Raw genomic sequence first — 16,154 nt, 5'->3', positions numbered from 1 at the left:
CACCTCTGCCAATGACGGCAGTTGGCCTAACTAGCCCGTCGGGAGTGCGGCCACGACGCCCTCCGCCCGCCTGCCCCCCATCCCGCGTAGCTTCCGCATCCCCGGATGTGGTTCTACCATGAATCGACGGCACCCCCGACTGCGATAGCGTGTTAGTAAAGCATGCTCCGTGGCCGTTGGTCGAGTTGCCGCTCGGTTTGTCCCTTCCCCCCACTCCCGCCACATGAACCTTGCCGCCTCACACGAACGCTTCGGCCTCTCAAGCCCAGGATGGCGGCGGCGTGAAGGCTCGGGCTGGGTGCTCAGGCTCTTCCTACTGCTAACCGCGGGCGTCTTCACTAACTCGTCCGCCGTTGCCCTCGACCTGTTAGTGGCCGATCGGCTGACACACAACGTCTATCGCTACGACTCGGAGGGCAACTTCCTGAACGTGGTGCTGGACGACAATTCGCACATCAACCAAGCCGTGGGCCTGACGCTGTCGCCCGACCAGTCGCAGCTCTACGTGTCGAGTTTTCAGAACGACCGCGTGATGCGTTACGACTACGACGCCGCGACTGGCACCGCGACCAACGCAACGATCTTTGCCGAGGGACTCGCGGACGGTCTGATGCTACCTAGCTCGATCAAGTTCAGCGAAGACGGCAATCGCATCTACGTTTCGAACTTCAACGCCCCCGTCGTTGCGCAATTCGACCTTGCCGGCAATCCGATTGGCGACCCAATCACAGGCAATATTGGAGTTCGCGACGGTAGCACCATCGTGGCGTTCTCCGGGCTCGCCTTCGCGCCGACGGGCGAACTGTTGGTCGGCGGCTGGATGGGGGCTCCCGATGGCAGTTACGGCGCTATTGGCAAATCGAATTCCGCCATCACCACGCTTACTGATTTCACCGGTGCGGTCGACGAGATCAGCGGGGCATCGGGCCTTTTGATCGAGGACGACTACGTTTACGTGGCCGGCATGCTTTCGAGTCAAATTCGCCGCTTTCAACTCTCCGACGGAGCGCTCGACACCCAGTTCGCCATCACCGGCGTTCCGTTCCCGCAAGACCTGCAGGCCATGCCGGATGGCAACGGTTTTCTGGTGGGTGTCCTCGGCGACGTCGCTGGCTCCGGGCGCATCGACCATTACGCATTCGACGGGACCTTCATCGGCACCTACGCCACGATCGGCGGCGGGGGATTCGAAGAAGCTACTGCGTTCATTTTTGTGAACGAAGCCACTCTCTCCGTACCCGGCGACTTCAATGGCGATGGCACCGTAAACCTCGCCGACTATACCGTTTGGCGTGACCTCTTAGGGTCGAACTCCACGCTGAATGGTAACGGCGAAGAATCGGATACGAGCGCTAATCTCGTCGACGCCGCCGACTACACGCTCTGGAAGAATGACTTTGGCAATGGGCTCGGCAGCAGCAGCGGCGGCACCACCACGTCGATAGTGCCCGAACCTAGCGCGCTGCTGCTCGTGGTGATTACGATGGCTACTTTGACCGCCGCCCGTGGACGGCGCAGACGCATATTGACTTAACGTTTTTGCGACGGATCGATTGAGTATTCACACCCTGATTGTTGGAGCCTAGATCTACATGACGACGACCCACTGGCAAGCGCGGCTTGCCCTGCTGCTCGTAGCAGCCTCCTTCGCCTTCGCCCCCGGCGCGTGCCAAGCCTATGAAGTTCTGGTAGCCGACCGCGCCGACGGCGGCTCGCCCAACGTCTACCGCTATAATTCGAACGGCGTCCTCTTGGGTTCGGTCATCGCCGATACCACCGGCCTTTCGCTTCCGACCGGCCTCGCCCTGTCGCCCGATGGCACGAAGCTCTATGTCTCGAGCAGCGGTAATAACAGCGTTCTGCAGTACGACTATAACGTCGCCACCGGAACCGCGACCAATCCTTCCGTGTTCGCCGACGCTGCCGACGGTCTATCGCAGCCGAGCACTATCAAGTTCAGCCCCGATGGCAACACGATTTACGTCTCGAATCTCGAACCGACGCAATTCGCAGGCGGTGTGTCGCAGTTCGACTTGTCGGGAAATCCCGCTGGCTTCCCGTTGTTCGGTGGTAGCATCTTTTCCTACTCGGGACTCGATTTCACCGCTGCCGGCGAGCTAGTCGTGGGCGGGTTCGCCAACGCGAATTTCGAAGGTGGCGTGCTCAAATCCAACGGCTCGCTCACCGGCCTCAACGATCTGGTGGCTCCGACCACCACCATCGCGGGTGCCGCGGGAGTCGCGGTGGATGGCGACGATGTCTACGTCACCGGCCTCTTCGCCGGCACCATCATGAAGTACGACGTCAATTCGGGCGTTCAAGACTTCACCTTCGGAGTCTTCACTCCGAATCCCGCCGACAATCCGTTCTTCCAAGGCATCGCCATCGCACCCGAAGGCAACAGCCTGCTGGTTGGCATCCTCGGCCAAGGCAACATGGGCCCCCTACCCTCGTCCATTGCACGCTACGGCTTTGACGGCTCGTTCCTCGGAACGTTCGCCGCGGCTGGCGGCGGTGGATTCGGCGAAGCGACTGCTTTCATTACCATCATCCCCGAGCCCGCTAGCGTTGTTTTGCTAGGCGGCACGCTCGTCGGTCTGTTAGGATGGCGTCTCCGCCGCACCGCCTAGCGGACGGCCCAAGCGTTGCACTCGAAGAGATTACCCGTGCGTGTACTCGTTGAAAACTTGATGCGCATGGCTGTCGTCCTGATGGCGCTAGCCGGCTCCCCATGGGAGTCGGCAAGCGCCGTGACGACCGTCTACTTCGGTGGGCCTGACACTTCCAAACAAACTCCTGCGCTCTCCACCCAGGCGCGGAGCACATTCCTCCAGCGGCTGGATTCCTTCGCGGTTAACAATCTAGAAACGGCGACGGGCTCGAATCCTACTCTCGCATTCGAATCCTTGGAGATTACGGCCGAAACGGGATTTGGCGGCGGAATCAATTCGTGGACCCTACTCGCCTTTAGCGGTAGTCGATTCTTCCTGGATGCCGATGGTGTCGAGGACTGGGTTGAGTTCTCCGAGCCCGTCACCGCCTTTGGCAGCTACCTCACTCAAGCCGGCGACGCCCAGCCCAATACTTTCTCTATCCGCCTCCAAAACACCGACCTGGGACTCGACGAGATCGTTCCCGTCCGGACCTTCGGGCCCAGTTGGCCTTATGGCAACGTTCAGTTCATCGGCATCACCAGCAGCACCCCCTTCGACCGCATCTCGTTCATCGAAACCAACGACTTCGATGGCATCCTGTACGACGATTTGGTTGTCGGCCACCTAAAGCCCCTCCCTGGCGACTTTAACAGCGATGGACGGGTTGATCTCGCCGACTACACCGTATGGCGTGACAACCTCGGCAGCACGCACGACCTCGCCGGAAACGGCGACAGCGATGGCGCGAGCGCAAACCTGGTCGACGAATCCGATTACCTATTGTGGAAGTCGCAGTTCGGCGCTTCGGTGTTCGCGGCGCCAGCGCTCTCGTCCAACGCAATCCCTGAGCCAAGCACGGCTGTTCTCTTCGGCTTGGGAGTATTCGCTTCGCTCGGCGCGCTACGAAGCCGTAGCACTACTCGCACTCGCCTGACGAGCTATTCTCGCCGCGGCTTCACGCTGGTCGAACTCCTGGTCGTCATCGTCATCATCGGTGTGCTTGTCGCGATACTGCTTCCCGCGGTGCAGTCGGCCCGCGAGGCAGCACGGCGAACGCAGTGCCTCAACAACCTCAAGCAACTCGGCCTCGCGCTGCATAACTACGCCGGTGCCGAGAAACGCTTGCCACCGGCCTCGGTCGCCAAGGTTTACGCTCCCGAGCCCTCGCACCCGCAGACATTCTACCGCTGGTCGGCGCTCGCGCATCTGCTCCCCTACATGGAGAAACAGTCGGTGCAGGATGCTCTCGACTTGTCGCTACCCCTCTACATGCCCACGAGCGGCTATCCGATTTCCGAACCCAATCGCGCGGGGGTGTCGCTCGTGCTCAGCGAGTTCCTCTGCCCCAGCGATCTCTCGACGCGTGTGAAACCGGAAACGGGGCCTTCGAACTACGCCGTTTGCGCGGGTTCGGGTGCGGGGGGTGGCACACCGTTCGATACCAACGGTGTGTTCTACGTGAATTCGAAGACCACCTTCGCCCACATCACCGACGGCACCTCGCACACCGCGGCGATGGCCGAGGGACTCTTGGGCGAAGACACGCCGCGCTCGGGCACCAGCGCGTTCCAGCCCTCGGGCACCGATCGCAACTACAAGTTCGTCCTCTCGTTCGCCGGCACGCCCGACCTCACCGACATCAAATGCCGCGGCACGAACGTCTACAACTCCACGACCGGCAACGGCAACGACCCACGCGGCTTCGCCTGGGCGAGCGGCGAGTATCGTTCGACCATGTATAACCATTACCTGCCGCCGAACTCGCCAAACTACGATTGCGTGACCTCGGTCACGGTCGACCCCACACGCCCCCCCGAGCGACTGTACGCCGCTTACGGCTGGCGCGGCGCGCGAAGCCTGCATCCCGGCGGCGTCCAAGTACTATTCGCCGATGGCAGCGCAAGGCTCATCGACGAATCGATCGAACTAACTCCCTGGCAGGCCATGTCCACCCGCAACGGTGAAGAAGTGGCGCAGGGGTCGCCGTAGCCGGATTCGCCAGAATTCGGGCAGAGATTGTTACGCGTGCCGTACGGATTTCCGGCACCACTACCCGCGAGCGTTGCACGCCCTACGATGCCATCGGTTACAATGCACCCCGCCGGTGAGCGGCATGCTCGCCGCAATCGTTTCTTCGGTTCCAGAGAAGCACGCGAAAGGTTAAACATGGCCCGCACAACGTCTCCGCTCCGCATCGCCACCGCATCGTTCGTTCTGCTCGCCTCGATGGCGAGCGTCGCCCGCGCGGCAGAAGAGAAGAAAGTCGAGAAGCCCGCCCCCAAGCCGGTTCCCGTCGAAGCTTCAAGCGCCAAGATCGGCCCCAAGAACTCACGCATCGAATTCGTCGGCCTCCACACGGGCGACGACCCCAAGCCACGCCTCGGTGGCTTCAAGAAGTTCGACGGGGTGTTGGTCGTCGATGGAGAAACCCTCAAGGGGATCAGCGTCGAGATCGAGGTCGATTCCATTTGGACCGAGTTCGACAAGCTGACGCAGCACCTGCAAGCCGCGGACTTCCTCAACACCAAAGAGTTCCCCACCGCCAAATTCACCAGCAGCAAGATCGCACCGACCGATAAGCCGGGAGTCGTGAGCGTCACGGGCAAGTTGGACTTCCACGGCGTGGAGAGTGAGATCACGTTCCCCGCCAAGGTTACCATCACCGACAAAGGGCTCGTGCTCAAGAGCAAGTTCGAACTCGACCGCACGCAGTTCGCCATGACCGAACACACGGACGGCGTCGAAAAGCTCGTCAGCGTCGAGGTCGTTGTCGGTCAGGCGACCAAGGGAGCCGAAGACGAACAGAAAAAGGAAGCCGCCGCGAAGGCCGAAGCCACCAAGACTTCGAAAGCAACTTCGGCCAACCAGCCGAAGTCGGGTCTCGCCGTCGGCGAGGAGGTCGAGCCTTGGACGCCGGTGCATGTCGCGGGCCCCGACAAGGGGACTCGCACTTGCCCCGTATGCACGTACCTCGGTTGCCCCGCAGTCGTGGTGTTCGCCAAAAAGGGCGACAACACCGAGCGACTGCTCGCCGAAGTCGAGAAGCTGTGCGTTGAGAATGGCGACAAGCTCAAGGGCTTTGTCGCCGTGCTCGATGCGTCGCCCGCCGAGCTCGAACTGATCGCCGCGCAGAATGGCGTGACGCTGGCCTCGCTCTGCTACCCCGACGACAAGACGGGCGCGAAGGATCTCGCGGCCTACCACGTGAACCCCGAAGTCGCCAACACCGTGATGGTTTACAAGGATTACAAGGTAACCGCCAACTTCATCGATTTGAAAGCCACGGATGTTGCGAAGCTTGAGAGCGCCGTGGAGCGCGTGTTGAACTAAAGCACTCCGCTCCGATGCGACGACGCAGGAAGCTCGGCCATCTTGCCGAGTTCCGACTTTTCTACGACATGGCGCTCTCTCGCGGCCCGTCGAATGGGGTGAATCTACTATCTACCTTCGATGAGTGTCCTGTTTTGGGGACGGAATTCCCCAATCCCGGATCTTTCGCTGGGCGGGTGGAAACGGCTCTGATACAATCGGTTCCTAGCCGAACACGGCAGGGACGATGGGGTATCTCGCATCCACCCGACTCTCTGTTCGTAGCGATGTCCTGCCGTGGCTTTGCTTTTCGGCGCCGGCGCCCGACTCAATACTACCGGCTGTTCTTCCGAGCTCCGCGTAGCCGAAACCAAATGGAATCCGTCTGATGTCAGCAGGTCGAACGAAGCGACAACTTCCTTCATGCGTCGCTTTTGCGGTGGTGATCTTGTTCGCTGAATCTTGCCTCGCGCAGGTCGTGTACAACATCCCTCCTGGCAGTGCACCAAATCCGTCACTGCTCTCACCTGGCTCGACTATTCGACTCGGCGAAGGGGGTCGGCTGAGCATTCCCTACAATACCAGCAGTGGGGCTTTAGGTGCCTACACGATTCCCGCGGGAGTTTTGCTCGATGCCAACGGGGGTTGGATCGACTCCCATTTGACGCTGGACGCTGGTGCTCGCGCCGAGATGTCGGGCGGCACCGTGGTAGGGTCCATGGAAACCCGGCTTGGGTCGGAGCTGATGCTGCAAGGAACGGACTTCCAAGTCGATGGCGTTCCCGTGGCATCGCTCGTCGAACTTGGCGACGAAACCTTCATTGGCCTCTCCGACGGGCAACTACTTACCGGACGCTTGGCCGATGGTACGCCCTTCGCCTTCTCGTCGCACGACTGGCAGCCGAGTGCCACGCGCAGTTATCCGAGCCTGCCTTGGTCCGGTGGCGACCGATTCGCAATGGGTTCCCTTCGCTTAGTAGAGACAGAAGCCACCACCCCTACCCCCGGCACCACCATCCATTCTGCCAGCTCGGAGTTCGCCAGGCGCTGGATCGGCGACGCTGAAGTCCTCGAACTCCAAAGCTTCGGCCGCACCCCCGTCGGTTTCACCGCTGGACCGGGAAGCAAGGTGATCATTAACGCTTTGCCATCGAGTTCAGGCAGCTCTACCATCTATGGAGTGGCCAACGACTTCGAAGCGATTGGTGCCGAGGTGGAGCTAAAGTCGGGCACCATAGGCATCGGTGCCGATCTTTTCGCCGGCTCGCACCTGACCATGACCGGCGGACGTATCGATCCCTACATGCAGGTTCACAATGGCAGCACGCTCGACGTTCAAGGAGGCGATGTCGCCTATGGACTAGCGCTCATGCCGGGCGGAACTGTCAACGTCCAGGGTGGAGTTTTAGGATCAACAACTTCCTACTACCCGTACTATTCGTATCCACAGGATCGTGTTACCACGGCCTACGCCGGAAGCCTGATCACACTCACGGGGGGTTCGATTCCGTCGCGTGTGACCTTGTTCCCGGGAGCTCGTATGGAGCAGTCGGGCGGGACGATGACGGGGCAGGCCGAAATACTCGCCGGCGCGACGTATCACTACGCCGGTGGCTTTGCACAGCAACTCACCGCGCAGCCCGGAGCAAACATTGAGATCGTCGGAGGAGAGTTTACGATTGGTGGCGTTCCCGTAGAGGGACTTGGCACGAATCCTGGCGACACGCTAGAGATCGCCGTCCCCAGCGGGGCGTTCCTCTCGGGCATCCTTGCCGATGGCCATGGTTTTGTTCTCTCACCCGACGATGGAACGAATCTCACACCCGCAACCCTCCGACTCGTTCGGGCCGAACTCGCGCCCGCCGAACCGGGCACCATCGTGGTACCACCCGACGCCGCCCCGCTGACCGCGCGCGCTGGCCAGACGATTCGCGTCGAGCAGCAGGGATCGCTTCCTGGGCAATTCGTCGCCGGAATTGGGAGTCGCATCGAAGTCGCAGGTGGCTCAGTCGGCTTTAACAGCCGCTACGTTGGCGCCGAGCTCGTCGTCGAGGGGGGCAACATCGGTTCCACGGCCCGACTTTACGAAGGGACCACGGCGGTCATGCACGACGGCGTTATCTCGGTCGGCTTCACCGCCAATAACGGCACCTCGTTCGAAATGAATGGCGGGCTCCTCCATGGGTTCTTTCGAGCCCGCTCTGGCTCCGACGTCGACATTCGCGGTGGCCGCGTCATGAGCGACTTCGTCGCCGACGCAGGTTCTTCGCTCCGCTTGGTCGGAAGTGAGTTCCGCGTCGACGGCGTTCCGGTCAGCGAGTTGGTGAACGTGGGCGACTCCTCGCAACTCAACCTCGTCGACGGGCAGTTGCTCACCGGCGTGCTCAGCGATGGCACTGGTGTTGCCTTCCACTACGACGATGGCGATCGCATCGCGACTGGAGCGCTGACGCTCGAACTCTCGGCACCCGCAGCTGTTGGTCCCGCAGAAATCACACTAACCAATAATTCGGGTCCCGCTTCCATCGGTCGCGGGCAACGACTCACCGTGCAAACGGGTGGTCGCGTTCGCGACAATTTCATCGCCGGCCCAGAAAGTGAAATCATTGTTCAAGGGGGCACCATCGACTGGAATACCGAAGTCATCGAATCGTCCCTCGCCCTCACTTCCGGTTCGGTAAGCAGTGGTTTTCGCGCGTTCGATTCCAACATCACCCAAACCGGTGGTCAATTCACCACTCTCGAACTCTTTAAGGGATCGACCTTCTCCATGACGGGCGGCGAGGTGGTGTCGACCGTCACTTTACAGCGCGATAGCCAAGCTAACCTTATCAGCGGCACCATCGGCGGGCTCTCCATCGGCAACGGCGGGGTCGCCACCGTTAGCGGAGTCGAAGTGGAAGGATCGATCACCCTCGCCGTCGGCGGCCAGCTCGACTTCGCTGGGAGTGCCGTGGAGGGAATGAGCTTCTCCGGCGGACGCGCGACCTTGCGCGGCGGTGGCCTTGGCGACGACTTTACCACCGGCACGTCTGCGGAAATCACCTTCCATGGCAGCGACTTCCGCATCAATGGCCAGCCCGTCACCGAGTTTAACACTGTCCACCAGATACAGTCCGAAGGCGACACCATCACGGGCGTTCTCGCCGATGGCACTCCCTTCGTGTTAGTCGACGATTACAACGAGGACAGCATCGTTGGCGGTAAGCTCCTCTTTATCCACGAACCTCACACCCAGGGGCCCGCTTCGCTCGATGCTGCCACCAGTCCCAAGCTCGCAGGTATTCACAACGGCCAGACGCTACGCGTCAACACAGGCGCGTCCGTTCGAGAAAACTTCGTCGCCGGGCCGGGCAGCAATCTCATCATCGCGGGAGGCACCGTCGGCAGCAATCTCGAGGTCTTCGGCGGCACAGTACGACTCGATTCGGGCAATCTCAGTGGCAACGCCGATGTCTTCGATGGTGCCACGCTCGAAGTTTTCGGTGGCTCCGTTAAATCGGGCCTCGACATTCACCCGGGTGGCAAGATGTTCGTCCGCGGTGGGGACGTCGCATCTCTCGACAACTACGGCCACCTCGTTTTCGAAGGGGGAAAGCTAAGCTACATGTACGCTTACGAGGGTGCCATCACCGAAATTCGTAGCGGCACTTTCGACAACTATTACTACGATAGCACGGACGCAAAGCTGTTAGTCTCCGGCGGTAGATTAACTCGGGCCCTAAGCATCTCCGAAGAGGTCTCTATCTCGGGCGGCACCTTCGAATCGAGTCTGTCTCTTTCGAGCGGCAGTCACGGCGTCATTCTTGACGGTGTCTTCCAGGACACAGTGCAACTCACTAATCAAGCTTTGCTAACTATCGAAGGTGGCCAGTTCGACGATGTGTTCAGCATCAGCTCGGGAGCCACTCTCAACCTCGTCGGCGAATACTTCCTGCTCGATGGCGTCCCCATCACTGGTTTCACGTCGCTCGACGACACGCAGTTGCTCGCCGCTAGAACAGGCCAGCTCAAAGTGGGATTCGCCGACGGCGGATCCCACGTGTTCAATCTCTCCGCTACGCAGCAGTCGGGCTACGACTACTTCCACACGGGCGCATCGATCTACCTGACGAAGCTCCCTTCGGACGCGGGGCTGCTCGGCGACTTCAATGGCGATGGCCTCGTGAACCTCGCCGACTACACCGTGTGGCGGGATCACCTCGGTGAATCCGATACCCACTTGTCGGCTGGCTCGACGAACGATGGCACAGGCATCGTCGACGCCGGCGACTATGCCACCTGGCGGGCCCACTTCGGCACCGCTGGCGGCAACCTGGCGGGCTCCGAGTCGCAAGTCGTTCCCGAACCAAGCACCCTGCTCCTGCTGACGGCACCAGCGCTGCTTCTATTTTGGAAGCGACGCGCAAGCGTCCGACCGATGGACGAGCTCGCCGTCGATTCGGCAGCTTAACCTCGCGACCGTCTTGCCAACCCCAGCCCACTCGCGCTCAGCACAAGGAGCACGATTGTCGACGGTTCGGGCACGGGCAAACTTAGCAGCCGCACACGGCCGTCGACCAAATTCGGCGCGGCTAGCAAGCGATGGTCGGCGTCCCAATGAAAGTCGGCGAAGCCCTTGAGCGCGAGGTTCGACGCCTCGAGCGGCGTCCAGCCATCAATCCCCAACCGCCGCAGCACGCCCGTGTTTCCGCTGAAGCTCACCCAGTCCGAATAGATGAGCTCGTCGTCGCCTAGCAGCGAGATTCCATCGAGGAACAATCCCGCGTTCGACGCGCGAGAAACCAGCGAAGCCGAACCGTTCGCGACGTCGAGATCGAGCTTCAGTATCTCGCCGTTGGCAAAGCTGGCGCCAATCGTATGCTGAATGTTCGCCGCGACGTACAACTGCTCGGCATCGGCGTCGTATGCCAACCCGTTGGGATGGCTGATCGCAAAGTTAAGCTGAATCTGCGTTGCGGAGTCTGCCACTGTATCGATGAGGAACAGCTTCTTGGTGTTCGTTTCCGACACCACCAGATGACGATCGGACACGACGACCAAATCGTTGAGGAACCCCACTCCAAACTGGCTCAGATTAATCCGCTTAGACGGGTCCACTTTGTTGAGATCATAGCCAATCACCTCGTCGATATCGGCGACGAACAATCGCTCCCCTAGAATCGCCATGCCGGTCGGACCGTCGAGCACGCCCCGGTGCGAGATAAAGCTCTGATCGACCAGCGTGCCGTCGTAAGTCAACCTCGAGATGTACCCGTTGCCATCCTTCGCCAAAGGATTCGACCCCGCCCCCATGTTCGAGGCGTACAGATAAGTCCCGTCGCCAATCACGCTTTCGGGCTTGTTGCCGACATTGGTTTCCGCCACGAACTCGAACTCCAGCGCCTCGCCTCCCGCGGGCGACAACCACATCACGGCAACCAACAGCCCGCAGGCAACGACAGGTGATCTATTCAAAGTGGTACTCTCAGGGGGCATGTTCTAGACTGAACGGATAAGGCCCCACAGCATACCGCCGGGATCAACTCGGGTGCAACTGAAAGCGGCCATTCCGACGTTTTCCACTGGTTTCCAATCGTTTGCGCCACCCGCCATGCCCCGAATCGCCGCTGGCCTGCTGATGTTTCGCGTTTGCGACGGACGCGTCGAAGTGCTGCTCGTCCACCCCGGCGGGCCGTTCTTCGCGAAGCGGGACGCCGGCGTGTGGACGGTTCCCAAAGGAGAACCAAACGCCGGGGAGCTCGCCTCGACCGACGACGAACTGCTCGCCATCGCCCGCCGCGAGTTCGCCGAAGAGACCGGCATCAGTCCCACGGGCGAGTTCCTCGCGCTCGGGTCGATCGTCCAAAAAGGTGGCAAACGCGTCCACGCCTGGGCCTTCCGCGGCGACTGCGACGCCGCTGCGTGCCAGAGCAACCTCTTCGAAATGGAGTGGCCACCCAAGTCAGGCCGTCGCGTCACGTTCCCGGAGGTCGACCGCGCCGAGTGGTTTGATCTCGACACGGCTCGCGCGAAGATCAAGGAGTCGCAAATCCCACTCCTCGATCGGCTTGAAGTGTCGCTGTGATCACAACCAAAAACCTTTGGTCGAGGTGCTAGAAACTCGTTTGCTCAACGTCTCGCCCCAACGCGTCAAATTGCTCCTGGATTTACCCCACTGCAAATACACCCCCGTCCACCAACGGAAACCTCGTAATATTGCTTCGTGCGAATTCTCGCAGTAAGATGATGACCCTGCTATGGCCAATTTTTATTCTCGGCGCAAGCTGAAGGGGCGAGTTTGTCGGACCGCCCTCTGCGCACAAGGGGCTCAGGTGATGGGGAAGAATCGGACCGTTGCTAGGCGTATTGAACTACTTGAATCGCGATGCGTTTTATCGGCTACCGTTTTCGAGCATGAGAACGTTGCCTATTTTCTCAACCAAAGCGATCCCGGTTTTGCACGGTACGACATCGAAGCCGAGCAATGGCTGACGCCAATTGACCTCACCGGTGCCACCGGCCAACCTACCGCCGCAGCAGTCGACGACGATGGTTTTTACGTCGCGTACGGCACCTCGGTCTACCGGTATGGTCTCGACGGCACCGGTCAGACGTCGTTGATGAGCGCGCAAAACCCGGTACAGCGGTTGCACTCCGATGGCAACTTGCTGTTCATCAACCATAGCTCTGGTTTGTACGCCCGAGTCATTAGTGTCAACAAGGCTACCAACTCGGTGATCGACACGATGGACAGCTACATCGATTCGATCTACGGTTCGTCCATCGACACCGAATCGAACCGCATCTTCGGCCGCACCAGTGGCATTAGCCCTTCGGACATCGCGTACGTCTCCTACACAGACGCCGGAGACTTCGTAGCAAACGTCGACAGCCCCTATCACGGCGACTTCCCCGGCGGTAACCAAACTTGGGTATTCGACGACGGTACGAAAGTCGTCGATAACTCGGGCACCATTTACACCACCGCGCTAGAATACGCTGGCAGTTTTCAGACCTCTATCACCGACATCGACTTCGTCGGAGGCCAAGTCCCCATCGTCCTTGCAGGCAGCGTCTTGACCGCCTACACGAGCGGCCATTTGCCTACCGGCTCGATCACTCTCTCGAGCCCCCAAAGCCATCTATTCGTCAACGATGACAGCGCTATTGCGTTCCGCGCCGTGGCGGGTGGGTGGGCAGCAACCATCGTGCCGCTTAAGGACATCTCAGCCCCCGAACCGGGCGAAGCCGTCGACCCGCAGGGCCTGCCCTTCACCCCGAATAAGATCGAGCTCGCCGGCGATGGCATGATGCTGCTTTTCAGCAAGCAACACTCCAGCATCTTTCGCTACGACACCGTTCGTCAAACGTGGGCCGACACCATCCCGTTGCTGGCCGCCCCGCAGTTCATGGCTTACTCGGCCGTCAGCAACGCCATCTTTGTTGCCTACGAGTCGGGTCTAATTCGCAAGATCGACCTATCGAGCGAGACCCTTTCTGAAGTTCCATTCGCGGTCATTCCTCAGCGGCCGTTGGGGCTGGCAACTGCCGGCGAGTTTGTCTTCGCCGCCGACGCTTCGGGGGCATGGGAAAGCCACTACACGTTTGCCCCCGATGGCACCATGATCAGTTCGGTCGACTGGAACTACGGGGCGAATCAGTACACCTGGAGCGCAACGAACCGGAAGATGTACTTCTTCCGCGATGGCACAAGTCCCAACGATCTGCTTTGGGAGGAGATCGACGAGAACGGGGTGATCGGAACTAAAAAAGACTCTCCACTGCACAACAGCGCTGGTTTTGCTTACCCCGCCCGCGTCTCGCCCGACGGTGCCATCATCATCCTGGGGTCGGGGGTCATTCACAACGCCATCACGCTCGAGCGACTTCCCCAAGCACTTAGCAACACGGTGACCGACATCACCTGGGTCGGCACGGACGCCTACACCATCCGGACCATTTCCGGCAACGCTCAGGTGCAAACTTGGTCAGGAGCCAATTGGGCGTTGGGTGCCGTGAAGCAGCTGACGGGCACAGCCCTGTCACTTACCTCGCTTTCCGACGAACGGTTGCTGGCAATAACGCTCGGCTCCAACGGAATCCCGCAGTTCACTGTGCTGAATAGCGATCTGGAAGTCATTCCGTCTCCGGTGCCCGTTGCCCTCGCCGGCGAAGACGTGCGTGTCGACTTGGGAAACTCCGTTCAACTCGACGGCTCCGACTCCTTCGACCCGGATAATAGTGGCGAAGGTCTGACCTACGCTTGGCGCATCGTCGAAGGGCCGGGCGGAGGGGAGTTTGCGGACTCCGCCGCAGCGGCCACCTCGTTCTCGGCCGATAACGCAGGGACTTACTTGGTAGAACTGACGGTCTCCGATGGTCAGTACCAATCCACCGACACGCTTACCATCACTTATCGACTCAACCTGCCGCCTGTAATCGATACCAGCGGATCGAGCAAAAATGGAGTAGCGCAGCGCAGTCCGATTACCCTGACGGCCGCCAAGACAACCGATCCCAATGGCGATGCCATTACCTTCTCGTGGGAAGTCATTGCGTCGCCCGAAGACTCTCAGTGGTCCCTTGTTGGTGCCAGCAGCGCGGTCGCCTCGATCGAGGCCAACACCCCAGGCGAGTATCGGGTTCGCGTCACCGCCAGCGACGGAACTCTCTCGGCCACTGATGTGCTGACGGTCACCTTCGCCCAAAATCAAACACCCACGGCCGACGCCTCGCTCAGCAAACTGACCGGCGTGGCAGGTCGGCACACCGCGACGCTCGACGCCCGAGCGAGCACCGATCCCGAGAACGATACGCTCACCTACCAGTGGCAGATTCTCTCCGGCCCGGACGTGCGAACCGCTTCGCTTGGAAACAAGAACACTGCCACTACGACATTCGCCGCGATGGTTCCCGGCGTTTATGAGATTCGTTTAACCACCAGCGATGGATTGGCCACCGATTCCACAGTAGTCGAAATCGTAATGGCACCCAATCAACCCCCGGTTGCCGACGCGTCAAGGTCGGTCAAGAGCATAACGTTCGGTGCGGGCAACGCTCGCCTCGACGCCACCGCCAGTGCTGACCCCGACGACACCTCGCTGACCTATAGCTGGCGGGTCGTGGCAAGCTCCAATCAATCAACGCCCACCATCTCCAGCAAGAACTCGGCCATCACCACCCTCAATCCGACGATGGCCGGCGTGTACGCCGTCGAACTCACCGTCAGCGATGGCCTTAGCTCCGATACCGACTTCATTCTCATTACCGTCACGGGCAATCAGGCCCCCCTGGCCGACGCATCGGCCTCCGATGCGGTAGTAGTCGAAGGACAATTCCCGCGGCTCAATGCATCGCTCAGTTCCGATCCCGATGGCGATCGACTTGAATACCGTTGGAGCGTCGTCGCCAGCTCGACCGACAACATGCCAGAGGTCGAACATCCTGAGTCTGCCACCACGCGTCTATTGACCAACGATCTAGGTAGCTATGCCGTGCAGCTCACTGTGCACGATGGCATCACGATGGCAACCGATTTCATCATCGTTACCATTCGCGAGCAGTTCCAACATTCCTGGACCGGCGACTTCAACGGCGACGGTTGGGTGAATCTCGCCGACTACTCCAACTGGCGAGACATGGTGGGCAACGCCGTGGCTCCCTTCACCTACGCCGATGGGAATGGCGATGGTATGGTCGATGGCGCTGATTACGCCCTCTGGAAAGCCAACTTCGGCACCAACCCCGGCGCCGAGGCCGCCCTCTCCACAATCACCGCGCCGACTTCGGCCACTACCGCAATCTCCGAGCCCAGTGGGACTAACCCCACCGGTACGACTGCCACGGCAGGCGATACCACAGCTCCACAAACTCGGTCCAATTCCGGCCCAGCGCCCTACCCCACTAACTCGATCTCCAGCAACGAGCCACACGGTCCCGCGGGCGCAAGCGCCGCGTCGGCCGGCACCGCCGACGCCCAGCAACAGACCCTTGCTAACCAGTTACTGCTTCTCTCGGACGATCACGCCATTGGCGATGCGTTCGAGGGCGGCGAGTTCTTCCTGAGCTCGCTTGGTGACGAGGAGGAATCACTCGAGGCGTCCCCCTCGCTTGACGACTTTGACCTCGCCTTCGCGGGCATCTAACACTTGGCCGCAAGGGCGGGCGTCGTCCCCGCCCCGGCGGCAAAACGCAACGATTCGTCTAGGA

General features: G+C 60.5%; 8 protein-coding genes. 7 read left to right on the top strand and 1 reads right to left on the bottom strand.

The window, feature by feature from the left end:
- Positions 1–223: 223 nt before the first annotated feature.
- The 5 genes from SH292x_RS00870 (at position 224) to SH292x_RS00850 (ending at position 10,416) form a co-directional block, all read left to right on the top strand.
- Entirely contained in the window at positions 224–1,534 is a 1,311-nt protein-coding gene (locus tag SH292x_RS00870) for an SMP-30/gluconolactonase/LRE family protein (protein WP_442483682.1), read from the top strand.
- A 58-nt stretch (positions 1,535–1,592) separates the two neighbouring features.
- On the top strand, positions 1,593–2,630 hold the full coding sequence (locus SH292x_RS00865; protein ID WP_442483681.1) for an SMP-30/gluconolactonase/LRE family protein: 1,038 nt from the start codon (positions 1,593–1,595) through the stop codon (positions 2,628–2,630).
- Positions 2,631–2,666: 36 nt separating this feature from the next.
- Positions 2,667–4,643, top strand: a complete 1,977-nt coding sequence (locus SH292x_RS00860) for a DUF1559 family PulG-like putative transporter (protein ID WP_442483680.1) — start codon at positions 2,667–2,669, stop codon at positions 4,641–4,643.
- Positions 4,644–4,820: 177 nt separating this feature from the next.
- On the top strand, positions 4,821–5,984 hold the full coding sequence (locus tag SH292x_RS00855) for a YceI family protein (protein ID WP_442483679.1): 1,164 nt from the start codon (positions 4,821–4,823) through the stop codon (positions 5,982–5,984).
- 367 nt (positions 5,985–6,351) lie between these two features.
- Positions 6,352–10,416 carry a hypothetical protein gene (locus SH292x_RS00850; protein WP_442483678.1) on the top strand — a complete coding sequence of 1,355 codons (4,065 nt, stop codon included), beginning with the start codon at positions 6,352–6,354 and terminating at the stop codon, positions 10,414–10,416.
- Here the strand turns inward: SH292x_RS00850 and SH292x_RS00845 are convergent.
- The gene (locus SH292x_RS00845; protein ID WP_442483677.1) at positions 10,413–11,420 is read right to left on the bottom strand and encodes a PEP-CTERM sorting domain-containing protein; all 1,008 of its coding nucleotides are present in this window, start codon (positions 11,418–11,420) and stop codon (positions 10,413–10,415) included. The two genes, SH292x_RS00850 and SH292x_RS00845, sit on opposite strands and share 4 nt — an antisense overlap.
- Before the next feature lie 136 nt (positions 11,421–11,556).
- Between SH292x_RS00845 and SH292x_RS00840 the strand changes: the two genes are divergently transcribed.
- Together SH292x_RS00840 and SH292x_RS00835 are read left to right on the top strand one after the other, a co-directional pair.
- The gene (locus SH292x_RS00840) at positions 11,557–12,030 is read left to right on the top strand and encodes an NUDIX domain-containing protein (protein WP_442483676.1); all 474 of its coding nucleotides are present in this window, start codon (positions 11,557–11,559) and stop codon (positions 12,028–12,030) included.
- A gap of 172 nt (positions 12,031–12,202) precedes the next feature.
- Positions 12,203–16,090 (top strand): PKD domain-containing protein, encoded by a 3,888-nt coding sequence (locus SH292x_RS00835; protein WP_442483675.1) that lies wholly within the window; start codon positions 12,203–12,205, stop codon positions 16,088–16,090.
- The last annotated feature ends 64 nt before the right edge of the window (positions 16,091–16,154 follow it).

The sequence above is a fragment of the Aeoliella fuhlenseeensis genome, from assembly GCF_052161615.1.
In the GTDB taxonomy this organism is placed as follows: domain Bacteria; phylum Planctomycetota; class Planctomycetia; order Pirellulales; family Lacipirellulaceae; genus Aeoliella.
The sequence above is the reverse complement of the archived record's forward strand: the minus strand, read 5'-3'. Positions and strand labels throughout refer to the sequence as shown.

What these genes read in the sequence shown, in the direction of transcription:
- SH292x_RS00870 (WP_442483682.1), top strand. Translation starts at nt 224, where the DNA reads ATGAACCTTGCCGCCTCACACGAACGCTTCGGCCTCTCAAGCCCAGGA.
- SH292x_RS00865 (WP_442483681.1), top strand. Translation starts at nt 1,593, where the DNA reads ATGACGACGACCCACTGGCAAGCGCGGCTTGCCCTGCTGCTCGTAGCA.
- SH292x_RS00855 (WP_442483679.1), top strand. Translation starts at nt 4,821, where the DNA reads ATGGCCCGCACAACGTCTCCGCTCCGCATCGCCACCGCATCGTTCGTT.
- SH292x_RS00850 (WP_442483678.1), top strand. Translation starts at nt 6,352, where the DNA reads ATGTCAGCAGGTCGAACGAAGCGACAACTTCCTTCATGCGTCGCTTTT.
- SH292x_RS00840 (WP_442483676.1), top strand. Translation starts at nt 11,557, where the DNA reads ATGCCCCGAATCGCCGCTGGCCTGCTGATGTTTCGCGTTTGCGACGGA.
- SH292x_RS00835 (WP_442483675.1), top strand. Translation starts at nt 12,203, where the DNA reads ATGGCCAATTTTTATTCTCGGCGCAAGCTGAAGGGGCGAGTTTGTCGG.